The organism is Bacillus sp. 1NLA3E (assembly GCF_000242895.2).
GTDB lineage: Bacteria > Bacillota > Bacilli > Bacillales > Cytobacillaceae > Bacillus_BU.
Genome location: NC_021171.1, coordinates 3,703,883 through 3,727,228, shown reverse-complemented (window position 1 = coordinate 3,727,228; position 23,346 = coordinate 3,703,883). Strand labels below are relative to the sequence as shown.

The following is a 23,346-nucleotide window of genomic DNA, read 5'->3' as shown; positions in this document are numbered from 1 at the left end:
TTTATTCTTCTAAATGGATGTCTAGTTTAATCGATAGGGTTGTATAAATGAAGATTTCCTTAATTTCCAAGCGGTACCGCTTTCCGCTCACCTTAACTACTTTGTTTTCGATTGTTCTCCTTAATAGCTCTCTACTTTTGTAAACAGTTTCTAAATCCTTCGCAATCACCATATTGATGTCATCTTTAACACCTTCCTCAATTTGATAAATGCTCAGTCGATCCAAATTATACTTTTCCCCATTAGAAATCTTTATTTGAATTTTTTGAAGGGTCATTTGCTCAATATTCTTTTTGTTTAACGCTTGAAATTCATCTTGCCAAATTTTAATATCACTTTTCAATTCTTGAATATCTTCTTCTTGTTTATGAATCTGATTTGCTTGTTTTTCCTGCCAAACACCAAAAATATATAAAAACATACACCAACTAATTGCTCCCCCAATCGCTAATCCAGAAAAAAACTGTTGCCATGATGGTTTATGATAATAGGGAGGAATCCTCATGGCGCTAAATGCTCCTGCGTTAGCCATTTAATTAGGACTGCACCTGTTTGTGCGCCGCCTAATGCTGCTAAAATAAGCAAAAATTGCTTAAATAAATCCTTGGTTTCACCTTCCAGGAACCCTCTTTCAAAGCTGTAAACGGTATCGAAGGTTCCTCCTATTGCTGCGACAATAGCCCAAATTCTCAACAGATTAGAAAGTCGATAAATAGCTGTTAAGGGTGGATTTCCAGTTAGAAACGTTGCCAAACCACCAATAATGGAACCGCCCAGTAATACCCCAACTGCAATAAAATAGCTTTCAATAAATGATGGAAAAAACGACGCTTCCTTCACGAAATCAACCATCCTTTTTTGAGAGACATATTCTATTTTATGGACAAACCTTTGAGAATATGATTTTATCAAAAGTATTTTAATGGTCCGGAAAATTATAAATAAGAACATATTTTCTTTTCTTAATTAGATGTTTAACTTTATAATAAAAATAGATAGAAGTGATAAGGGTGTGAGGAAACTTGTCTTATATTCACCTACATGTATACAGTTCTTATAGCCTGTTATCCAGTACTGCCACAGTTTCCCAGCTTGTTAAGGATGCAAAGGCAAAAGGATTTTCGACGATTGCTTTAACAGATAGAAATGTTATGTACGGCATAATAGCCTTTTATAAAGAATGTCTCAAGCAGTCAATTAAACCCATTATTGGATTGACTGTAGACGTTGTAAGCGAGATAGATGAGATGCAAGCTTTTCCACTCGTCCTGCTTGCCCAAAATTTAACTGGATTTCAAAATTTGCTAAAAATAACCAGTACCATTCAAACAAAATCACCTCAAGGAATCCCAATTAAATGGCTAAAACACTACACAAGTGGTCTCATAGCCTTGACTCCAGGTCTAGATGGAGAAATTGAGGACCATCTTTTAAATGGTGATTCAGAGAGTGCAAAGGAAATTGTTGAATTATACAGTGGGATTTTTGGTGAAGGGGCCTTTTATTTAGCCCTTCAGGACCATGGGACCGCCAAAGAAAAGGAGTTAATTCTGTCATTGACTCAGCTTTCTAAAGTCACTGGTGCTCCACTGGTGACAACCAACCAAGTTCAATTTTTAGAAAAAGAGGATGGATTTGCTCATGAATGTTTACTTGCCATTAAGAATGGAGTAAAACTTCAGGATGAGAACCGCGAACGTTTGGAGACAGACCAATACTACTTGAAAGATGCTAAGGAAATGGTAGATCTTTTCGCGGATTTTCCGGATGCTTTGGAAAATACTATTAAAATTGCCCAAAGGTGCCAAGTTCACTTAGACCTTAATCAAAAACGACTTCCAAAATATCCAATCGAGGATGGACAAACTGCCGAACTCCTACTTGAAAAGCTTTGTATGGAAGGATTTCACCAAAGGTATCATAGTCCGACAAATCTACATAAAAAAAGGCTTCAATATGAGCTAAACATCATCAATAAAATGAAGTTTAGTGATTATTTTTTAATCGTCTGGGATTTTATGAGATTCGCACGTGAAAACGGAATATTAACAGGACCTGGAAGAGGCTCAGCGGCAGGTTCAATGGTGGCGTATGTTTTACAAATTACCGAAGTGGATCCTATCGAGCATCATTTACTTTTTGAGCGGTTTTTGAATCCTGAACGGATTTCAATGCCGGATATCGATATTGACTTTCCAGATACAAGACGTGAAGAAGTGATTCAATATGTCTCCCAAAAATATGGAGAGCTTCATGTAGCTCAGATTATCACATTTGGAACCTTTGCAGCTAAGGCTGCTATGAGGGATGTAGGAAGAGTTTTTGGCTTTAATCCCAAAGAGGTGGATCAGTTATCATTGTATATTCCGCCAAGGGTAGGAATTAGCTTGAAGGATGCTTACCTTGAATCAGAGCCACTTAGAAAGTTCGTCGAGGAATCAGAACAGAATCAGCGCTTGTTTGCTACAGCCAAAAAGCTGGAGGGATTGCCTAGACATACATCCATTCATGCCGCAGGTGTCGTCATTAGCGAACAACCCTTAGTTCAATCAGTCCCAATTCAATCTGGACATAATGAAGTGTATTTAACGCAATATTCAATGGAATATTTGGAAGATGTCGGATTGCTGAAAATGGATTTTCTTGGGTTAAGAAACCTTTCCTTTATGGAGTCCATTTTATCTTCCATCTACCGCCACAAGGGTAAAAGAATTGATATTCGTAAAATTCCTTTAGATGACAAGATAACTTTCGATTTGTTGAGTAAAGGGGATACCACAGGTGTTTTTCAACTAGAGTCAGATGGAATGAGAAAAGTATTAAAGCAACTTAAGCCAACATCCTTTGAAGATATTGTTGCTGTCAACGCATTGTATCGTCCTGGTCCAATGGAAAATATTCCACTTTTTATCAAGCGAAAGCACGGTATTGAGAAAATCGCTTATCCTCACCCTGACTTAGAGCCAATTTTAAAAAATACTTACGGTGTTATTGTTTATCAAGAACAAATCATCCAGATAGCATCAAGTATGGCAGGTTTCTCATTAGGGGAAGCAGATTTGCTGCGTCGTGCGGTTAGCAAAAAACAAAAGCAGACTCTAGATAAAGAACGAAATCATTTTGTAAAGGGAGCCATGAAAAATCAATATAGTGAGAAAACAGCTGATGAGATTTACGATTTAATCGTTCGGTTTGCGAATTACGGTTTTAACCGAAGCCATGCTGTTGCTTATAGCCTAATTGCTTACCAGCTAGCCTATTTAAAGGCAAATTATCCAGTTCATTTTATGTCTTGTCTTTTGACCTCAATCATTGGAAATGAAGCAAAATTGGTTCAGTCTATTCGTGAATTACAACAGATGGAAATTAAACTGCTGTCCCCATCCATTAACAAGAGCCATTATTCCTTTCATGTTGAAAATGGTGCGATTCGTTACTGTTTATCAGCAATTAGGGGAGTAGGCGTTAATGCGTTGAAGGAAATTGTTCAAGCTCGTAGGATAAAGCCTTTCCGTGATTTATTTGATTTGTGCTTGCGAGTTTCATTAAAAACAATTAATCGAAAAACCCTTGAATCTCTCATTTATTCAGGGGCTTTGGATGAGTTTGATCAAGATCGTGCCGTTCTATTAGCTAGCTTAGACGTTGCCATTGAGCACGCCCAACTAATGCAACCCCTAGATTCATCACAAACTGATTTATTTTCTGACGATGAATTTATCATTAAACCGAAATATGTTGAGGTCGATCCATTAACAATCGAGAATAAATTGACCCTTGAAAAAGAAGTATTAGGTCTCTTTCTTTCTGATCATCCAATTGTTTCATTTAAAAAACAACTTCACACCGCAGGGGCTACTCCGCTTGCAGAACTTCACAAAGGATCAAAGCAGGTAGTTGCTGGAGTTTACATTAATGATGTGAAGAAAATTCGTACTAAAAAAGGCGATTCAATGGCCTTTTTATCAGTTAGTGATCAAAGTGGGGAAACAGAGGCAGTCGTTTTCCCGGATGTTTACAAAAGGATTGCTAATAACCTTCAACAAGGGACAATGATAGTGATAGAAGGAAATATTGAAGAAAGAGTTGGGAAAATCCAATTTATTATCAAAAATGGAAAGGAAATTTCTGAATATTTGTTGAAAATGTATAAGTCTACCTTATACTTAAGAATAGAGCTTAGTAAACAAACACCAGAACATCTTCAACAATTAAAAGTATTAGTAAATCAACATTCGGGGGATATTAATGTTGTTTTACATTATGAAGGTTCTGAAAAAAATGTATTATTATCAGATGACGACAGAATAAATGGATCTGAGAAGTGTATAGGTGAATTGAAAGATTTCCTAGGGAATGATAATGTAATATTGAAAAAATAGTATCTTTACATCTAAAACAGGAATGGTATATATTGATATAGACAACGTGGTCAGACCACCATGAGGAAGAATTCAATAGCAAGGCGAGTATGCTATTTATTGGAACAATTGAGGGAGTGGGAAAATTGACTTTACGTGAAGAAGCATTACACATGCACAGAATGAATAAAGGGAAATTGGAAGTAATTTCAAAGGTGAAAGTTCAAAATGGTAAGGATCTTAGTTTAGCCTATTCACCAGGCGTTGCAGAGCCTTGCAAAGATATTTATGATAAACCCGAAACCGTATACGACTATACAATGAAGGGGAATATGGTCGCGATTGTTTCTGACGGGACTGCTGTTTTAGGACTTGGAAACATTGGACCGGAAGCAGCCCTGCCTGTAATGGAAGGAAAAGCAGTTTTGTTTAAAAGCTTTGCTGGTGTTGATGCTTTTCCAATATGTTTAAATACGACTGATGTTGAAAAAATTATCGAAACAGTAAAACTACTTGAACCTAATTTTGGTGGCGTAAATCTTGAGGATATTGCTGCTCCAAATTGTTTTGTGATTGAGGAGCGTTTGAAAAAGGAATCCAATATTCCAGTATTCCATGATGACCAGCACGGGACGGCCATTGTTACGGTAGCTGGGCTAGTCAACGCCCTAAAACTTTCAGGTAAAAAAATGAGTGAAATTAGAATCGTTGCGAATGGTGCTGGAGCTGCAGGAATAGCCATTATTAAGCTTATGTACAGCTTCGGTGTTCGCGATATTGTTATGTGTGATACAAAGGGAGCCATCTATGAAGGCCGCCCTAATGGAATGAATCCTGTAAAGGACGAAGTGTCAAAGTTTACTAATCGTGAGAATCGAATTGGAAGCTTAGCAGAAGTGATTCAAGGCGCGGATGTATTTGTTGGTGTTTCCGCTGCAGGTGCACTAACAGCTGACATGGTTAGATCAATGAATGAAAATCCAATTATTTTTGCGATGGCTAATCCAAACCCTGAAATTATGCCTGCCGTTGCGACAGAAGCAGGGGCAATGGTTGTTGGGACAGGACGGTCAGATTTTCCAAACCAGGTAAATAACGTACTTGCGTTTCCGGGTATTTTCCGCGGTGCATTAGATGTTCGTGCCACCCACATCAATGAAGAGATGAAAGTGGCTGCCGTAAATGCTATTGCCAGCCTAGTTAGTGAAGAAGAGCTGAATGCAAACTATGTAATCCCTGGTCCTTTTGATCCCCGTGTTGCTCCAGCTGTAGCTGCTGCAGTTGCCAAAGCTGCAATGGAAACTGGGGTTGCTAGGTTGAAAGTTGATATTGAGGAGATCAAGGAAAAAACGAGGAAGCTTGCTAGTATCGGAAAAAGTGAGTGACATAAATTTGAATACATCACAGAATTCAAAGGTTTATCTAGAGATAGTCAAACAATTGAGAATGATGATTGAATCAGACAATCTTAAGTCTGGAGATAAACTTCCCTCAGAAAGGGAACTGACAGAGCGCCTAAATGTAGGGCGCTCTTCTGTTAGAGAGGCACTTCGCTCGTTAGAACTTTTAGGTTTAATCGAAACAAGACGAGGAGAAGGAACGTTTATCCGAGACTTTCGTGGCCATCAACTTGTAGAATTACTGAGTACATTTGTTCTTCAAGATAAGCAAGCTAAAAAAGATGTGCCAGAAACGAAATATTTAATTGAATTAGACAGTTTACTACTTATAGTTCAAAGAAATAATGATGAAAAGTTAAATATTTTTTACAATTGGGTCCAAAATAACCCTTTTTCTGATGATGAGTATTTTTTAAACATTGTTAAATTATCCGAAAATCGGTTATTATTAAGAATCTGGTTAATTTTAAAAGAATACTACAATTCATTGCCGTCACATGAGAAGCCTATTCCAACAACTTATTATTCTGCTCTTGTGGAAGCCTTGATTGCTAAAGATCAATTAGCAATCATTTCCGTATATAGCGAACTACGAAAATTGTCGGGATACTAACGACATAATCCTACAGATTTATAATAGACACTCTCATATAATGGATAGACAAGCAGAATATTTTATGTGAGTGGTCTGGCCACTTAGACAATCCCAATGGATTGGGATAATAATGATATGTTGTTACCTGCTTAATTTTTAGCGTACCAACAAGGGAGGTTCCACCTTGCTTAAAGAACTTTTTACAAAGTCAAAAAAGAAGAAATATGCTACTGTTCCTTCAGAAACAGCAAATCAGGATGTACCTGAAGGAATCATGACGAAATGTCCAAATTGCAAAAAAAATATGTATACAAAAGAATTTGTAAAAAATTTAAAGGTTTGCTTACATTGCGGATTCCATCATCCAATGAATTCTAACGAACGTATGGAGAGTTTTCTTGATGAGGGAAGTTTTGTGGAAATCAACCAAAATATGATTTCAACTAATCCACTGCAGTTTCCTGATTATCTGGAAAAACTGGAAAGCGATCATGCAAGAACAGGCTTAAATGAGGCAGTTGTAACTGGAGTCGGCAAAGTAAACGATTTTACAGTGGTAGTTGCGATTATGGACTCTACCTTTCGAATGGGGAGTATGGGGTCTGTTGTTGGAGAAAAAATAACCCGAGCAATTGAAAAAGCCGATGAGTTATCCGTTCCGTTTATCATTTTTACTGCATCAGGCGGGGCAAGAATGCAAGAAGGTGCTTTAAGTTTGATGCAAATGGCCAAGACAAGTGTTGCTTTAAAAAGGTTTAGTGATCATGGTGGGTTGATTATTTCAATCATGACTCATCCAACGACTGGTGGAGTTTCAGCAAGCTTCGCTTCTCTTGGTGATATTAATCTTGCTGAACCAGGGGCATTAATTGGTTTTGCAGGTCGCCGAATTATTGAGCAAACGATTAGAGAAGAGCTTCCGGATGATTTTCAAACCGCTGAATTCCTTTTAAAGTGTGGTCAATTAGATGCAGTTATTACAAGACAGGAATTAAGGGAAAAGATCACAACCATTCTTGACATTCACCAACCGGGAGGTGAGCTTCAATGGTAGGAGAATTAGAATTTGAGCGCCCGGTCATTGAGCTTAGGAAAAAAATTACTGAGTTGAAAGAGTTCACAGTAAAAGCTGATGTAGATTTATCATCAGAAATAGCTAAACTTGAAATTAGGCTTGAAAAGCTAGAAAAAGACATATATGAAAATATGAAACCATGGGATCGTGTTCAGTTAGCCCGACTTCAGAACAGACCAACAACGTTAGACTATATCCCTCATCTTTTTACTGACTTTATTGAATGGCACGGGGATAGAACGTTTAGAGATGATGAAGCCATTGTTGGCGGGATCGCCAAGTTTCACGGTTTGCCACTTACAGTGATTGGTCACCAACGTGGAAGAGATACAAAGGAAAATATCCGAAGAAACTTCGGCATGCCTCATCCTGAAGGATATAGAAAAGCATTAAGGTTGATGAAACAAGCCGAGAAGTTTCGTCGCCCAATCGTTTGTTTTATCGATACTAAAGGGGCATATCCAGGAAAAGCGGCAGAAGAACGGGGACAAAGCGAAGCAATTGCCAGAAATTTGTTTGAAATGGCAAGTCTAAAGGTTCCTGTAATTTGTATAGTCATAGGAGAAGGTGGGAGTGGTGGTGCACTGGCTTTAGGCGTCGGAAATCGCCTCTTTATGCTGGAAAACTCAACCTACTCTGTTATTTCTCCTGAAGGGGCAGCCTCGATCTTATGGCGGGATGCGTCTCTTGCAAAAAAAGCCGCCGAAACAATGAAAATTACAGCTCCAGATTTGAAAGAGTTGGGAATCATAGATGAGATTATTCCCGAGATTAAAGGTGGAGCGCACAAAGATACTAAAATGCAAGCCGAAGAAATTGATAAGATGATCCTTACCTCTTTGAAAGAATTACTCAAGCTCTCAAAAGAGGAACTTGTTGACGATCGCTATGAAAAATTCAAGAAAATCGGCGCATACACATTTTCATCAGAGTTAAGTGTCGTGAAATAAGAACGTAGTCCCGTGGCTGCTATATAACAGTCACGGGTTTTCTATATCTATGTAGTATATGTTTGAGGAATCTGTAAGAAAAATCCTAGAAATGGGTATCGTTTTTCAAGTGAAGCGGTTGCATTTTCCGAATAATTCCGTCTATAAAAAATAAGTCGATGATTAGTTGTTATACGTCTTTCTTCATGTTATTTTAGAAATATTCCTAAGGATAATGTTCATAATAAGAGAGTCAACTTTTTTAAAGGCTTTTATGGGTTATTACATACTTTTTCTTAAATTTAATTAGGTGGTGTCAACATGAAAAGAATTGGCGTTTTAACTAGTGGTGGAGATGCTCCAGGCATGAATGCTGCAGTTCGTGCAGTAGTTCGGAAAGCAATTTACCACGAATTAGAGGTATATGGAATTTATGGTGGCTATGCAGGATTAATTAGTGGCAACATTCAAAAACTCGAATTAGGCTCCGTTGGGGATATTATCCATCGTGGTGGAACAATGCTATATTCTGCGCGGTGTGAAGAGTTTAAAACAAAAGAAGGTCAACAAAAGGGCATCGAGCAATTAAAAGCCCATGGAATTGATGGCTTGGTAGTAATTGGAGGGGATGGATCTTATCGAGGTGCCAAAGCTTTAACAGAACAAGGATTTCCTTGTGTAGGTGTACCAGGTACAATTGATAACGATATTCCAGGTACTGAGGTAACCATTGGTTTTGATACAGCTTTAAATACAGTCATCGATGCAATTGATAAGATTCGTGATACAGCAACTTCGCATGAAAGAACATTTATTATTGAAGTTATGGGCCGAGATGCAGGTGATATCGCGCTTTGGTCTGGATTAGCGGGCGGAGCTGAAACAATTCTTATTCCAGAAGAGAAATACAACATGGATGAAATCGTAGATCGGTTGAAGAAAGGTTCTGAGCGTGGCAAGAAACATAGTATAATTGTCATTGCAGAAGGTGTAGGTAGTGGAGTTGATTTAGGTAAGAAAATTAAGGAAGCGACAAATGCTGATGTTCGTGTTTCTGTATTAGGGCATATGCAACGTGGCGGCTCACCAACGGCAGCTGATCGGGTGTTAGCAAGCAGATTAAGCGCACACGCTGTGGAATTATTAATTAATAATAAGGGCGGACGAGCAGTTGGTATGGAAGGTAATCGTTTAGTTGATTACGACATTATCGAAGCTTTATCTCGAAAACATTCAGTGGATTTTGAATTGGCAAAACTATCAAAAGAGCTTTCTATTTAAGGGATTATTTCTAGAAGGAGGATTTCAATATGCGTAAAACGAAAATTGTTTGTACGATTGGCCCAGCAAGTGAAAGTGTTGAAAAGCTCACTCAATTAATTGAGGCAGGTATGAACGTGGCCCGATTGAACTTTTCACATGGGGACCACGAAGAACACGGCGAAAGAATTAAAAATATTCGCGAAGCAGCTGCAATGACGGGAAAAACTATTGCCATTTTATTAGATACAAAAGGACCTGAGATTCGTACGAACAACATGGAGAATGGAGCAATTGATTTAACATCTGGTCAAGAAGTGAAGATTTCGATGTCTGAAGTATTGGGGACCGTAGAAAAATTTTCAATTACTTATCCAGGGTTAATTGAAGACGTTTTTCCAGGTTCAACCATTCTGTTAGATGATGGTTTGATTGGTCTTCAAGTACTAGAAGTAAATAAAGAAATCGGTGAAATCACCACTAAAGTATTAAATGGTGGCACACTTAAGAATAAAAAAGGCGTTAACGTTCCAGGAGTTCGTGTCAATCTTCCAGGTATCACCGATAAAGATACTCAAGATATCTTATTTGGAATAGAACAAAATGTCGACTTTATTGCCGCATCTTTTGTTCGCAGAGCAACAGATGTTTTAGAGATTCGCCGATTACTTGAAGAAAATCATGGTGTTCATATCAATATCATTCCAAAAATTGAAAATCAAGAGGGTGTTGACCATATTGATGAAATCTTAATGGTTTCAGACGGATTAATGGTTGCACGTGGGGATTTGGGTGTTGAAATTCCTGCAGAAGAAGTGCCTCTTGTTCAAAAGCAATTGATTAATAAGTGTAATGCACTAGGAAAGCCAGTCATTACAGCAACACAAATGCTTGATTCTATGCAAAGAAATCCACGTCCGACTCGTGCGGAAGCAAGTGATGTTGCCAATGCAATATTTGACGGTACCGATGCTATTATGCTATCTGGTGAAACAGCAGCCGGTCAGTATCCTGTTGAAGCAGTTACGACAATGAACAATATTGCTTCACGTGCAGAGACAGCACTAGATCATCGGGAGATTTTATCAAACCGTAGCAAAAACACAGAACATAATTTAACTGATGCTATCGGTCAATCGGTGGCACATACAGCATTAAATTTAGATGTGAATGCAATTATTACACCGACTGAAAGCGGACATACAGCCCGAATGATTTCAAAATACCGTCCAAAAGCTCCAATCGTAGCTGTCACTTCAAACGATCATATTTTACGCAGATTATCTTTGGTTTGGGGTGTTTACCCGCAAATCAGCCAAAGAGCTACAACAACTGACGAAATGCTCGATTTTGCTGTTCAAGAAAGTGTAAATAGCACGATTGTGAAACGTGGAGACCTTGTTGTTATTACTGCAGGAGTACCTGTTGGCGAAACTGGGACAACCAATCTAATGAAGATTCACATTGTGGGTGATGTTCTTGCCAAAGCTCAAGGAATCGGTCGTAAATCAGCTTATGGCAGGGTTGTAATTGCTCAAGACGCAAATGAAGCACTTAACAAGGTAACAGAGGGCGCCATTTTAGTCACGATTGGATCTGATCGTGATATGGTTCCGGCTATTGAAAAATGCAGTGCGTTAATTACTGAAGAAGGCGGTTTGACTAGCCATGGCGCAGTAGTGGGATTAAATTTAGGGATTCCTGTTATTATCGGGGTTGAGAATGCAACCAAATTGTTAACGGATGGTCAAGAAATAACAGTAGATGCTGCAAGAGGCGTTATTTACAATGGCCATGCAAGTGTCCTCTAAGAACGAAGGCTAAAGCGCTAGGTGCATAGCTAGACAGAACGAAAAGTGGAAACTAGACATATAAATTGAGGATGGGACTTTTCCCATCCTTTTTTTGAAATAATAGGGAGATGGGGAGTTGATAAGGAAATGCGCTACTTAATATTACTTTTAATATTAATTCCAGCAGGAGAAATAGGATTTCTTTTATTATCAGGGCATATAATCGGAATCCTACCAACTATTTCCTTGATTATCTTTACAGGGGTAGTTGGTGCATATTTAGCGAAAAAGCAGGGAATGGAAACGATTAGAAAGGCTCAAGAGCAGCTTCGTTTTGGAAGGATGCCAGGAGAAGAATTGCTTGATGGGATATGTATCATAATCGGTGGGACATTGTTGCTCACCCCAGGATTCCTTACAGATGTGTTTGGTTTGGTACTTTTGATTCCGCAAACAAGGATTTATTTTAAAAAGCTGTTAACAAAATTTTTCAGAGACCGGCTCGACAAGGGGAGAATAACGATAATACGATAAAGGCAGGCTCCTAGAAGAGCCTGCCTTTAAGTTAGACTTCATTTCCTTTAATAAATGTCCAAACATCACGGAATACATTGGCACGATTGAGAGTGGTGATAATAACCAAGATAACAGGTCCGGCGATTAAACCAAGGAACCCGATTAATTTAAATCCAACAAAAAGAGCTATTAAGGTTGCGAGAGGGTCAAGTCCAATGTTGGAGGATAATATCTTTGGTTCCATCACCTGTCGTTGAACAAGCACGATAATATAGATGACACCTAAGCCAATCGCTAAACCAGTTTCTCCTGTTATGACTTCATAAATGATCCATGGAACAAAGATAGAACCTGTTCCTAAGTAAGGGATAATATCAACAATTCCTGCAATTAAAGCAATCGTAATGGCATAATCAACACGGAGGATAAGCAATCCGATTAAGATAATCACAGTAGTAATTGAAATAAGTGTTGCTTGTGCCTTCAAGAAACCAAAAAGCGCCCGTTTTAAGTCGACAAATACCGTTTTTCCGCTTGTCTTGGCACGGTTGGGTAAAAATTTGCCCGCCATCGCTGAAAATTTATACCAGTCTTTACTGATAAAAAACGTTGCTAAGAGTGAAAATATTAAAACAGTTGCCGCATTTGGAAACCAAGACAATACATTTGGAATATTCCCGAAAAAGTTTTGAATAAAGCTTCCGACAGTTGTTCCAAATTTTTTGCCAACGTTTTGGATGTTTTCCATGATTGTCCCTTGTTGGCCGGCATCAAGGTTTTGAAATAGATTCGTTAATTGATGGTATAGGGGTAGGATTTGTCCGGCAAATAGTTGTTCTATGTAATTAATCAGTGTATCTAAATGGTCAGGAACTACTGTTGCTAAATAATTTGCCCCAGCAACAATCTCAGCAATTAAGAGTGTAACCAAACCTGCAAAAATAGCAAATATGATAATTAATGTAACTAAAACGGAAAGGACTCTTGGCATCCTGGCCTTTTTTTCAAAGAAATTCACGAGCGGGTTCATCAAAAAGGCAATGACTAATCCGATTAGAAAAGGATAGGTAACTTTTGATAAGTAAAAAAAACTGACTAGGAACAATAAAACAATACCAATCACAAATAAAAAACGAAGCGATAGGTAAATATATTTTTTATTCAATGAAGGACCTCCTCTAGAAATCGATGTTAGTAATATTTTAACATTTTATAGAAAAAATAGCATCGAATATTCGCAAGGTGAGTGCCTGGAGATGAGAACAACAGACAAGTTCAACTCAGCCTAAAGAAAGGATGATCACAATATGAAATTCGAACCTATTTGGTTTTTAATCATATTATTAGTAATTGGTTCCGTTGCAAAAAATCAAACGTTAATCATTGCCGTAATCTGTTTGCTAATCATGAAAATTGCTGGTTTAGATGCGAAAGCCTTTACTTTCCTACAATCAAAGGGAATTAACTGGGGAGTTACAGTAATCACAATTGCTGTCCTAGCCCCAATTGCATCTGGGGAAATTGGCTTTAAGGATTTATCTGGTGCGTTTAAGACCCCTTTTGCTTGGATTGCCTTAATATCTGGAATGGCCGTTGCATTGTTGGCAAAAGGAGGAGTTACTTTATTAGCTGAGGATCCGCATATTACTACTGCTTTAGTGCTAGGGACTATTCTTTCTGTATCTTTATTTAAAGGTGTGGCCGTTGGGCCTTTAATCGGTGCTGGTATTGCTTATACAGCCATGAAAATTGTTCATCTGTTTTTTGTGAAATAATAATTTTGACATTTTAAACACTTTTCGTTCACAAAAGTCTGATAATTGTTTATAATAAGATTTGTAATAGTATCTATCAAAAGATATTACAACCATGTTAATAATGAATTTGTGAAAAATGAAAACCTTTTCTTTTTAGATTATTCAATAATTTTGAATGCAAATGAGGAATTTGGTTAGTATTTTGTCTTTAAACTGGATGTTTTTGAATTCTTTTTAAGAAACAGATTTTATTTTTCCAATTTGGATGTTTTCTGAGCAAGCGCTCAATCAAACTTTTTGATGATTTAACATTGGTCTGTGGCTTGGCTGTTCTCAGCTAACTTTAATTCGGGTGGACTTGTCCTCCCCTATATAGACAAAGGGGTTCTTTTCTGACTTGCTGGAAATGACTGATTTTTTCGGCAAATTAAATCAACGGATACAGACAAAGGGGTATTGGGGAATCTTTATATTGTAAAGGAGAGATTATTATGACAGTTACACGTGGTCTGGAAGGGGTAGTAGCAACGACTTCATCAATTAGCTCAATCATTGATGATACTTTAACTTATGTTGGGTATGACATTGATGATTTAGCAGTAAACGCTAGCTTTGAAGAAGTTATCTACCTTCTTTGGCATCGTAGGCTTCCTACTAGTAATGAATTAGAGGAACTAAAAACTCAACTTGCAGAAAATGCAGAATTACCAAAGGAAATATTAGAGCATTTTAAAATGTACCCTATTAAAAAAGTACATCCAATGGCAGCACTTCGCTCTGCAGTTTCTTTATTAGGTTTATATGATGATGAGGCAGACCTAATGGATGAGGAAGCTAACTATCGAAAAGCGATCCGAATTCAGGCTAAATTGCCGACAATCGTTACAGCCTTTTCAAGAATTAGAAAAGGATTAGAACCAGTTGCTCCTCGTAAAGACTTAAGTCTTGCTGAGAATTTCCTATACATGTTAACTGGGAAAGTGCCTGAAGGAATTGCTGTAGAAGCTTTTAACAAAGCCCTTGTATTACATGCTGATCACGAGTTAAATGCCTCTACCTTTACTGCTCGTGTTTGTGTGGCAACCTTATCTGATGTATATTCCGGAATTACCGCCGCTATTGGTGCATTAAAAGGACCATTACATGGTGGAGCAAATGAAGCTGTAATGAAAATGCTTTCTGAAATTGGTACATTAGCTAATGTTGAACCGTATGTTCGCGGTAAACTAGCAAACAAAGAGAAAATTATGGGATTTGGTCACCGCGTTTATCGTTTAGGGGACCCTCGCGCCAAACATTTAAGATTAATGTCTGAAAAGTTAACTCATTTAACTGGAGAACCACAATGGTATCAAATTTCTACTAAAATTGAATCAATCGTTACTGGGGAAAAGAATCTTCCACCAAACGTAGATTTCTATTCTGCATCGGTTTACCATAGCTTAGGGATTGATCATGATTTATTTACTCCAATCTTTGCTGTAAGCCGCGTATCTGGATGGTTAGCTCACATTCTTGAACAATATGATAACAACCGTTTGATTCGCCCACGTGCGGATTATACTGGTCCTTCATTGCAAAAATATATTGCAATTGAAAATAGAGATAAATAGATAGAGAGAGCATGAGATTTTACTTTTTTAGCAAAAACTGATGTAATATAGGGGACAGTTTTTGTTATTTTTTGATAACGGTGTAGCGACTTTAAGTCCGGTTCTTTTTTAGTATGTTAAAAAAGAACCGGACTGATTCAAGCAATCAAGTTGTCTGCACATTTTCATGAATTTGGAGGGGAAAGAAATGCAAGGAGAAAAAATCACAGTAAAAGACGGAGTATTAAACGTACCAAATAACCCGATTGTTCCATTTATTGAAGGAGATGGAACAGGACCAGATATTTGGGCAGCAGCTTCAAGGGTTCTTGATGCAGCAGTTGAGAAAGCATACAAAGGCCAACGTAAAATTGTTTGGAAAGAAGTTTTAGCTGGTGAGAAAGCATTCAATGAAACAGGAGAATGGCTTCCACAAGAGACTCTAGATGTGATCAATGAATATTTGATTGCTATTAAAGGTCCGTTAACTACTCCAGTTGGTGGGGGAATTCGTTCGTTAAACGTTGCATTAAGACAAGAGCTAGACCTTTTTGTGTGTTTACGCCCAGTACGTTGGTTCGAAGGGGTACCATCACCAGTAAAACGCCCCCAAGATACTAATATGGTAATCTTCCGCGAAAATACTGAAGATATTTACTCTGGTATTGAGTACCAAAAAGGTAGCGATAATGCTAAGAAATTAATAGCATTCTTACAAAATGAATTAGGGGTTAAAAATATAAGATTCCCAGAAACTTCTGGTATTGGTATTAAACCTATATCTGAAGAAGGTACTAACCGTTTAGTGCGTGCAGCAATTAATTATGCAATTAATGAAGGCCGCAAATCTGTAACGATTGTACATAAGGGCAATATCATGAAATATACTGAAGGCGCATTTAAAAATTGGGGCTATGAGCTTGCTGAAAAAGAATTCGGCGATAAAGTGTTTACTTGGGCTCAATACGACAGATTAGTTGCGGAGCAAGGTGCAGAAGCAGCAAATAAAGCTCAAGCTGAAGCAGAAGCTGCTGGAAAAATTATTGTAAAAGATGCAATTGCTGATATCTTCTTACAACAAATTTTAACTCGCCCTCGTGAATTTGATGTCGTGGCAACAATGAACTTGAATGGTGACTTTATCTCTGATGCACTTGCTGCACAAGTTGGAGGAATTGGAATTGCTCCTGGAGCAAATATCAATTACGAAACTGGACATGCCATTTTTGAAGCAACACATGGAACTGCACCAAAATATGCTGGTCTTGATAAAGTAAATCCATCATCCGAAATTCTATCTGGTGTTCTTATGTTAGAACACTTAGGTTGGAATGAAGCTGCTGATATGATCGTTAAATCGATTGAAAAATCAATTGATTCAAAGGTTGTTACCTACGATTTTGCACGACTAATGGATGGAGCTACAGAAGTAAAATGTTCTGAGTTCGGTGATGTATTAATTAAAAATATGGAATAAGTTTGTTTCAACAAGCGGTAACACCTTTTTGGTGTATATTTGGAATGAGAAATAATATTAGTTAGACGATTTTAGGGGGGAACTAAAAATGTCAATACAACGAAAAAAGGTTTCAGTTATTGGGGGAGGATTCACTGGGGCAACTACTGCCTTTCTCCTTGCACAAAAGGAATTAGCAGATGTTGTATTGGTTGATATTCCACAAATGGAAAACCCTACTAAAGGGAAAGCTCTTGATATGTTAGAAGCTAGTCCAGTTCAAGGATTTGATGCTAAAATCACTGGTACTTCTAATTATGAAGACACTGCTAACTCTGATATCGTAGTTGTTACTGCTGGTATTGCTCGTAAACCAGGAATGAGCCGTGATGACTTAGTTCAAACAAACCAAAAAATAATGAAGAGCGTTGCGCAAGAGATTGCAAAATACTCTCCAAATGCGTTTATTGTTGTGTTAACTAACCCAGTTGATGCAATGACGTACACTATTTTCAAAGAGTCTGGATTTCCAAAAAATCGTGTAATCGGACAATCAGGAGTACTTGACACTGCTCGTTTCTGTGCGTTTGTCTCTCATGAACTTAACATATCAGTTAAGGATATAACTGGTTTCGTGTTAGGTGGACATGGTGATGATATGGTTCCACTTATCCGTTACTCTTTTGCAGGTGGTATTCCATTATCAACACTAATTCCAAAAGATCGTTTAGATAAAATCGTTGAACGCACTCGTAAAGGCGGCGGCGAAATCGTAAACCTTCTTGGAAACGGAAGTGCTTATTACGCTCCAGCCGCATCGCTTGTTGAAATGTGTGAAGCAATTCTTAAAGACCAACGCCGTGTTCTTCCGACAATTGCTTACCTTGAAGGGGAATATGGCTATAATGGAATCTACTTAGGTGTTCCAACAATCATTGGCGGAAATGGTATTGAGCAAGTAATTGAGCTTGAACTAACTGCTGATGAAAAAGCTGCTTTGGATAAATCAGTTGATGCAGTTCGTAATGTAATGGCTGCTTTATTATAATAAAGGAGTTCAAGTGAAAAAATCCGGGGAATATCTCCGGATTTTTTTTTATTCAAGATGCCACCATTTGTTGAGTTTATGTAAATTCAACCCTGAAATTGTTGGCGAAAGTAAATTTTTCTACTATGATGAAACTAATAGAAATGACAACGATGACGGAATAGAAAAATTCGGAGGATGTTATTTGTGAAAAAAGTACTTGTGGTGGATGATGAACAATCGATTTTGACCCTTCTTCAATATAATTTGGAACAAGCCGGCTACCAGGTTTTAACAGCCATGGATGGTGAACAGGGCCGAAATATGGCTCTAGAAGATGAATTTGATTTTATTATTCTCGATTTAATGCTCCCAAAATTGGATGGAATTGAAGTATGTAAGCAATTGAGACAAGAAAGAGTGCCAACTCCCATTTTGATGTTAACTGCCAAGGATGACGAGTTTGATAAAATATTAGGACTTGAGCTTGGTGCAGACGATTATATGACAAAACCATTTAGTCCTAGAGAAGTGGTAGCACGTGTAAAGGCTATATTGAGACGAACAGAATTACAGCCTATCGAGAAAGCCCCCAGTAATAATATAGGTGGAGAAGGAAATATCATTGTTAAAGATCTTACTATTTATCCTGAACAATTTGAAGCGTTTTTCAAGGGGGAGCTACTCGAATTAACTCCAAAAGAATTTGAATTACTCGTACACCTTACAAAGCATAAAGGGAAAGTCTTAACCCGAGATCAGTTATTGAGTGCGGTTTGGAATTATGATTTCGCAGGCGATACACGGATTGTCGATGTACATATTAGCCATCTTCGAGAAAAAATTGAGCCTAACACTAAAAAGCCAATTTATATTAAAACCATACGTGGTCTTGGATATAAATTAGAGGAGCCGAAAGGAGAATGATAAAATTTCGGACAAGGCTACTATTTGCCCTTATAATGATTATCTTTGTAGTATTAATTGGATTAGGATTGTTATGGGGACAACTTTTTAAAAATTATTATTCTAATACTTTTAATGAACGGCTTAGCAATGAAAATAGTTTGGTGAAAACCTACATAGAGGAAGACGGAGGGATTGTCTCCTTTAATAGCCAAAAGGTTATTCGATTAAGCAAAGTCCTTGATGCAAGAATAACCCTGGTTGATCAGACTGGAAAAATCCTAAGCGATAGCGGTGAGTTAACGGGAAGTGTAAAAGCTAAAAGGCACCAAGAAATAGTACAGAATATTATCAAAAGCAAAAATATAAAGAAAGAACTTGTCGAAACCAACAACGGATATGATCTCCATTACTATTGGAATCCAATTGTAAAGGGGAAGATAGTAGAAGGATATGTCATAACCAGCACAGAAATGGATTTGTTGAAAAATACTTATGGTCAAATCTGGTGGTTGTTATCGGTAAGTTTTGTGGTTGCGCTTGTTGTCATCATTATCTTGGGTGTAAGTATCACTTCGCGGTATACAAAGCCAATTGAATCAGCTACGAAGGTTGCTATCGAATTAGCAAAAGGAAATTATCGAGCTCGGACTTATGAGGATCATATTGATGAAACGGGTATGTTGAGTTCCTCAATCAATATTTTGGCAAGAAATCTTCAGGAAATGATGAAAGCAAAGGAAATGCAGCAAGACAGGTTAACCACATTGATTGAAAACATGGGTAGTGGATTACTATTAATAGACAATCGTGGATATATTTCATTAATTAATCGAGCATTTAAAGAAAACTTTCAAGTTAGATCTTCTGAATATTTGTATCGCCTATATTATGAGGTCATTGAATATCATGAAATCTCCAACTTAGTTGAGGAGATTTTTATTACTGAACAAAAAATAAAAAGGCAAATGATGATTCCGCTAGGGATTGATTTACGTCATTTTGAAGTTTATGGGGCTCCTATTATCGGTACAAACGATGTTTGGAAGGGTATTCTGCTTGTTTTTCATGATATTACAGAATTAAAAAATCTCGAACAAACGAGGAAAGACTTTGTTGCGAATGTCTCTCATGAGCTAAAAACACCAATTACCTCAATTAAAGGATTTACTGAAACCCTTCTTGATGGGGCTAAAGAAGACCCAAAATCATTGGAGGCGTTTTTAAATATCATTTTTGTTGAAAGTGAAAGACTACAAACTTTAATTGAGGATTTATTGGAACTATCGAAAATAGAGCAACATCGATTTAATTTAGAGATTAAATCATTTGATCTAACTTCGATTATAAGTGAAGTTATTAGAATGTTAGATTTCAAAGCTGTTGATAAAGGGATAACATTGGAATTTAACGTGGATTTGCAAAGCCTTACAATTGAAGGCGACCCATTTAGGTTAAAGCAAGTCTTTATCAATGTTATTAATAATGCAATTATGTACACACCAAATGGAGGAAAGATAACTGTTTCTATTGAGGAAAAGGGCGATCTAATCCTTGTAAAAGTAGCAGATACGGGAATTGGAATAGAAAAACAGGAGATTCCGAGGATTTTTGAACGTTTTTACCGTGTCGATAAAGCACGAAGCCGTAACTCAGGGGGCACAGGGTTAGGGTTGGCAATTGTAAAACACCTTATTGAGGCTCATAAAGGAACAATTTCTGTAGTAAGTGAGCTCGGTAAAGGGAGCATTTTTACCATATCTTTAAAGAAAAAGCTAGGATAAGGGAAGTTAACATTAATTTAAACAGATTTTTATATCTTGTAAACCATTACTTGCTACACTGATTTTAATGCCCCCACAACAATCATTACGTATACAATCGAAGAAGACGAAGGCACCCCCGCTTTCGTCCTTTTTCATTTTGAGTTTGGGGGAATTAGAATGGTCAGCGCCCGACGAGTTTCACTTTATAAATCACTTCATGATAAAATGGAGAATAGATTGAGCTAAGTGAGAGGGGAATTTTGCTTGGAAAAGAAGCTTATTTTAATTGATGGAAACAGTATCGCATACAGAGCGTTCTTTGCTTTGCCATTATTAAATAATCATAAAGGTGTACATACCAATGCTGTATATGGCTTCACGATGATCTTGATGAAAATTCTCGAAGAAGAGAAGCCAACACATATATTAGTGGCATTTGATGCAGGGAAAACGACCTTTAGACATAAAACCTTTAGTGAATATAAGGGTGGAAGACAAAAAACTCCACCAGAACTGTCAGAGCAATTTCCATTTATCAAAGAACTGCTAGATGCTTATGGGATTTCTCGCTATGAGTTGGAGAATTTCGAGGCAGACGATATTATCGGAACAATGTCACGCCAGGCAGAGCAGGATGGATTTGAAGTTAAGGTTATTTCTGGTGATAAGGATTTAACCCAATTGAGTTCCGATAAAATCACAGTGTGTATTACGAGAAAAGGGATTACAGATATTGAAAGTTATACGCCTGACCATATACGAGAAAAATATGGTTTAAGTCCTAATCAGATCATCGATATGAAAGGGCTTATGGGAGACCAATCAGATAATATTCCAGGCGTTCCAGGAGTGGGCGAGAAAACCGCAATCAAGCTTTTGAAAGAATTTGAAACACTTGAAAAACTACTCAACTCCATTGATCAAGTCAGTGGGAATAAATTAAAAGAAAAGCTTGAGGAATTTAAAGACCAAGCGGTAATGAGTAAACAACTTGCAACGATTACAACAGAGGCACCCGTTGAATTACAGCTTTCGGAAATTGAGTATGAGGGATTTCAAAAAGACAAGTTAGTGAGTCTTTTTAAAGAACTAGAGTTTCAAACCTTATTAGACAGAATCGGAACAGAGTTAGTTGAGGATACAACAATAGAATTACAAGAGATTGATTTTCAAATAATCGAAGAAGTGGATAAGCAAATTTTCACTGAAGATACGTCACTTTACGTGGAAATTCTTGATGATAATTACAATCGTGGTGAAATAATTGGCTTCTCTTTGGCTAATAAAAATGGATGCTATTTTATTTCCACTAAGAATGCCCTTAAATCACCAGAATTTAAAAAATGGGCTGAAGATGAGCAGAAACGAAAAACTGTCTATGATGCAAAACGGTCAGTTGTATCTTTAAGACATCAGAATATTGATTTAAAAGGAATAGAATTCGATCTATTACTTGCTTCTTATATTGTTAACCCGGCTGAAGTAATCGATGATATTGCGGAAATAGCCAAACGGTATGGTTTTCATGATGTTCAATCGGATGAAGCATTTTATGGAAAAGGGGCTAAACGTCAGGTTCCGGAAGAGGCAAAGCTCGCCGAACATTTAGTGCGAAAAGTATATGCCATGGATATCCTTACCGAAAAACTTATTAAAGAATTACAGGAAAACCAGCTTTATGAATTGTTTACTGAGTTGGAAATGCCATTATCATTAATCTTAGCCGAGATGGAATTCCAAGGCGTGAAAGTAGACCAGGGTCGCCTTCAAAAAATGGGGCAAGAAAATAACGAGGAACTTGCGAGATTAGAAACCACGATCCATCAATTGGCCGGTGAAGAGTTTAACATTAATTCTCCAAAACAATTGGGAATTATATTATTTGAAAAACTAGGGCTGAACTCCTTCAAGAAAACAAAAACCGGTTATTCGACTTCTGCAGATATATTAGAAAAGCTTGAAAATGATCATGACATCATTAAGGAAATCCTGCACTATCGACAGTTGGGAAAATTGCAGTCAACCTATATTGAAGGTCTGTTAAAGGTCGTCGATCCCGAAACACTAAAGGTGCATACCAGGTATAATCAAGCACTAACCCAAACGGGCCGTCTAAGTTCTACTGATCCCAATCTGCAAAATATTCCAATCCGCCTAGAGGAAGGCAGAAAAATCCGCCAGGCCTTTATTCCTTCAGAACCGGGCTGGATGATGTTTGCAGCAGATTACTCACAAATTGAGTTAAGGGTACTCGCTGACATCGCTGAGGATGAAAAATTGATTGAAGCATTTAAAGAAGGACTTGATATTCACACAAAAACCGCAATGGATGTTTTTCATGTTGCAAAAGAGGATGTAACCTCCAGCATGAGGCGTCAAGCCAAAGCAGTTAACTTTGGAATCATATATGGAATCAGCGATTATGGACTTTCTCAAAATCTTGGTATCACAAGAAAAGATGCTGGGAAATTTATTGATTTATATTTGCAAAGCTATCCGAGAGTAAAGGATTATATGGAGGATATCGTCAAGGATGCAAAGCAAAAGGGTTTTGTTTCCACTCTCCTTCATCGCCGCAGATATATTCCGGAAATAACGAGTCGGAATTTCAATGTCCGTAGTTTTGCTGAAAGAACAGCAATGAATACACCGATTCAAGGCAGCGCTGCAGATATTATCAAAAAAGCAATGATTGATATGGCTGAAAGGTTAAAAACAGAAGGAATTAAAGCACGTTTATTATTGCAGGTGCACGATGAACTAATCTTTGAGGCACCAGAAGAGGAAATAGAAATATTGAAAAAAATCGTTCCTGATGTGATGGAGCATGCGATTGAGCTGAAGGTACCATTAAAGGTGGATTATGCTTACGGACCAACTTGGTTTGATGCGAAATAAGAAAAACAGAAGCGA

At 37.6% G+C, this 23,346-nt stretch carries 18 protein-coding genes; 15 read left to right on the top strand and 3 right to left on the bottom strand.

Annotated features, from left to right (window positions below; all coding sequences use genetic code 11):
- Position 1 precedes the first annotated feature (1 nt).
- Positions 2–532, bottom strand: a complete 531-nt coding sequence (ytrI, locus tag B1NLA3E_RS17840; protein ID WP_236619585.1) for a sporulation membrane protein YtrI — start codon at positions 530–532, stop codon at positions 2–4.
- Positions 502–951, bottom strand: a complete 450-nt coding sequence (locus tag B1NLA3E_RS17835) for a YtrH family sporulation protein (RefSeq protein WP_015595233.1) — start codon at positions 949–951, stop codon at positions 502–504. Before B1NLA3E_RS17835 ends, ytrI begins: the two co-directional genes overlap by 31 nt.
- A gap of 71 nt (positions 952–1,022) precedes the next feature.
- Between B1NLA3E_RS17835 and dnaE the strand changes: the two genes are divergently transcribed.
- The 8 genes from dnaE to B1NLA3E_RS17795 all read left to right on the top strand — a co-directional run bounded on the left by dnaE (position 1,023) and on the right by B1NLA3E_RS17795 (position 11,947).
- Positions 1,023–4,382 (top strand): DNA polymerase III subunit alpha, encoded by a 3,360-nt coding sequence (dnaE, locus tag B1NLA3E_RS17830; RefSeq protein WP_015595232.1) that lies wholly within the window; start codon positions 1,023–1,025, stop codon positions 4,380–4,382.
- 125 nt (positions 4,383–4,507) lie between these two features.
- Positions 4,508–5,746: an NAD(P)-dependent malic enzyme gene (locus tag B1NLA3E_RS17825; RefSeq protein WP_015595231.1), complete on the top strand. Its 1,239-nt coding sequence runs from the start codon at positions 4,508–4,510 to the stop codon at positions 5,744–5,746.
- A gap of 64 nt (positions 5,747–5,810) precedes the next feature.
- A complete protein-coding gene (locus B1NLA3E_RS17820) occupies positions 5,811–6,374 on the top strand; it encodes a FadR/GntR family transcriptional regulator (RefSeq protein WP_051120232.1) in 564 nt (187 codons plus the stop codon).
- Between the two features lie 166 nt (positions 6,375–6,540).
- Complete coding sequence (accD, locus tag B1NLA3E_RS17815; protein WP_015595229.1) at positions 6,541–7,410, top strand: acetyl-CoA carboxylase, carboxyltransferase subunit beta; 870 nt, start codon at positions 6,541–6,543, stop codon at positions 7,408–7,410.
- On the top strand, positions 7,404–8,381 hold the full coding sequence (gene accA / locus B1NLA3E_RS17810; RefSeq protein WP_015595228.1) for an acetyl-CoA carboxylase carboxyl transferase subunit alpha: 978 nt from the start codon (positions 7,404–7,406) through the stop codon (positions 8,379–8,381). The genes accD and accA overlap by 7 nt, the downstream gene beginning before the upstream one ends.
- 300 nt (positions 8,382–8,681) lie before the next feature.
- Complete coding sequence (gene pfkA, locus B1NLA3E_RS17805) at positions 8,682–9,641, top strand: 6-phosphofructokinase (RefSeq protein ID WP_015595227.1); 960 nt, start codon at positions 8,682–8,684, stop codon at positions 9,639–9,641.
- 29 nt (positions 9,642–9,670) lie between these two features.
- On the top strand, positions 9,671–11,431 hold the full coding sequence (gene pyk, locus B1NLA3E_RS17800; protein ID WP_015595226.1) for a pyruvate kinase: 1,761 nt from the start codon (positions 9,671–9,673) through the stop codon (positions 11,429–11,431).
- Positions 11,432–11,560: 129 nt separating this feature from the next.
- Positions 11,561–11,947, top strand: coding sequence for an FxsA family protein (locus tag B1NLA3E_RS17795; protein WP_015595225.1), 387 nt, complete (start codon positions 11,561–11,563; stop codon positions 11,945–11,947).
- Between the two features lie 31 nt (positions 11,948–11,978).
- Here B1NLA3E_RS17795 and ytvI read toward each other — a convergent pair whose 3' ends face one another.
- Positions 11,979–13,094: a sporulation integral membrane protein YtvI gene (gene ytvI / locus B1NLA3E_RS17790; protein WP_015595224.1), complete on the bottom strand. Its 1,116-nt coding sequence runs from the start codon at positions 13,092–13,094 to the stop codon at positions 11,979–11,981.
- Positions 13,095–13,236: 142 nt separating this feature from the next.
- Here ytvI and B1NLA3E_RS17785 point away from each other — a divergent pair, with 142 nt between their 5' ends.
- From B1NLA3E_RS17785 to polA, 7 genes are all read left to right on the top strand, one after another.
- Positions 13,237–13,704, top strand: a complete 468-nt coding sequence (locus B1NLA3E_RS17785) for a DUF441 domain-containing protein (RefSeq protein ID WP_015595223.1) — start codon at positions 13,237–13,239, stop codon at positions 13,702–13,704.
- A gap of 473 nt (positions 13,705–14,177) precedes the next feature.
- Positions 14,178–15,299: a citrate synthase gene (gene citZ, locus B1NLA3E_RS17780; RefSeq protein WP_015595222.1), complete on the top strand. Its 1,122-nt coding sequence runs from the start codon at positions 14,178–14,180 to the stop codon at positions 15,297–15,299.
- 187 nt (positions 15,300–15,486) lie between these two features.
- A complete protein-coding gene (gene icd / locus B1NLA3E_RS17775) occupies positions 15,487–16,755 on the top strand; it encodes an NADP-dependent isocitrate dehydrogenase (protein ID WP_015595221.1) in 1,269 nt (422 codons plus the stop codon).
- 88 nt (positions 16,756–16,843) lie between these two features.
- A complete protein-coding gene (gene mdh / locus B1NLA3E_RS17770; RefSeq protein WP_015595220.1) occupies positions 16,844–17,782 on the top strand; it encodes a malate dehydrogenase in 939 nt (312 codons plus the stop codon).
- Between the two features lie 177 nt (positions 17,783–17,959).
- A complete protein-coding gene (locus B1NLA3E_RS17765; RefSeq protein ID WP_041580652.1) occupies positions 17,960–18,688 on the top strand; it encodes a response regulator transcription factor in 729 nt (242 codons plus the stop codon).
- Positions 18,685–20,451 carry a two-component system histidine kinase PnpS gene (gene pnpS / locus B1NLA3E_RS17760; protein ID WP_015595218.1) on the top strand — a complete coding sequence of 589 codons (1,767 nt, stop codon included), beginning with the start codon at positions 18,685–18,687 and terminating at the stop codon, positions 20,449–20,451. Before B1NLA3E_RS17765 ends, pnpS begins: the two co-directional genes overlap by 4 nt.
- Before the next feature lie 246 nt (positions 20,452–20,697).
- Positions 20,698–23,331 carry a DNA polymerase I gene (polA, locus tag B1NLA3E_RS17755; protein ID WP_015595217.1) on the top strand — a complete coding sequence of 878 codons (2,634 nt, stop codon included), beginning with the start codon at positions 20,698–20,700 and terminating at the stop codon, positions 23,329–23,331.
- Positions 23,332–23,346 lie beyond the last annotated feature (15 nt).

What these genes read in the sequence shown, in the direction of transcription:
- B1NLA3E_RS17795 (WP_015595225.1), top strand. Translation starts at nt 11,561, where the DNA reads ATGCGCTACTTAATATTACTTTTAATATTAATTCCAGCAGGAGAAATA.
- pyk (WP_015595226.1), top strand. Translation starts at nt 9,671, where the DNA reads ATGCGTAAAACGAAAATTGTTTGTACGATTGGCCCAGCAAGTGAAAGT.
- mdh (WP_015595220.1), top strand. Translation starts at nt 16,844, where the DNA reads ATGTCAATACAACGAAAAAAGGTTTCAGTTATTGGGGGAGGATTCACT.
- B1NLA3E_RS17785 (WP_015595223.1), top strand. Translation starts at nt 13,237, where the DNA reads ATGAAATTCGAACCTATTTGGTTTTTAATCATATTATTAGTAATTGGT.
- pfkA (WP_015595227.1), top strand. Translation starts at nt 8,682, where the DNA reads ATGAAAAGAATTGGCGTTTTAACTAGTGGTGGAGATGCTCCAGGCATG.
- B1NLA3E_RS17835 (WP_015595233.1), bottom strand. Translation starts at nt 951, where the DNA reads ATGTTCTTATTTATAATTTTCCGGACCATTAAAATACTTTTGATAAAA.
- accA (WP_015595228.1), top strand. Translation starts at nt 7,404, where the DNA reads ATGGTAGGAGAATTAGAATTTGAGCGCCCGGTCATTGAGCTTAGGAAA.
- B1NLA3E_RS17765 (WP_041580652.1), top strand. Translation starts at nt 17,960, where the DNA reads ATGTTATTTGTGAAAAAAGTACTTGTGGTGGATGATGAACAATCGATT.
- ytrI (WP_236619585.1), bottom strand. Translation starts at nt 532, where the DNA reads ATGGCTAACGCAGGAGCATTTAGCGCCATGAGGATTCCTCCCTATTAT.
- B1NLA3E_RS17820 (WP_051120232.1), top strand. Translation starts at nt 5,811, where the DNA reads ATGATTGAATCAGACAATCTTAAGTCTGGAGATAAACTTCCCTCAGAA.
- pnpS (WP_015595218.1), top strand. Translation starts at nt 18,685, where the DNA reads ATGATAAAATTTCGGACAAGGCTACTATTTGCCCTTATAATGATTATC.
- citZ (WP_015595222.1), top strand. Translation starts at nt 14,178, where the DNA reads ATGACAGTTACACGTGGTCTGGAAGGGGTAGTAGCAACGACTTCATCA.
- icd (WP_015595221.1), top strand. Translation starts at nt 15,487, where the DNA reads ATGCAAGGAGAAAAAATCACAGTAAAAGACGGAGTATTAAACGTACCA.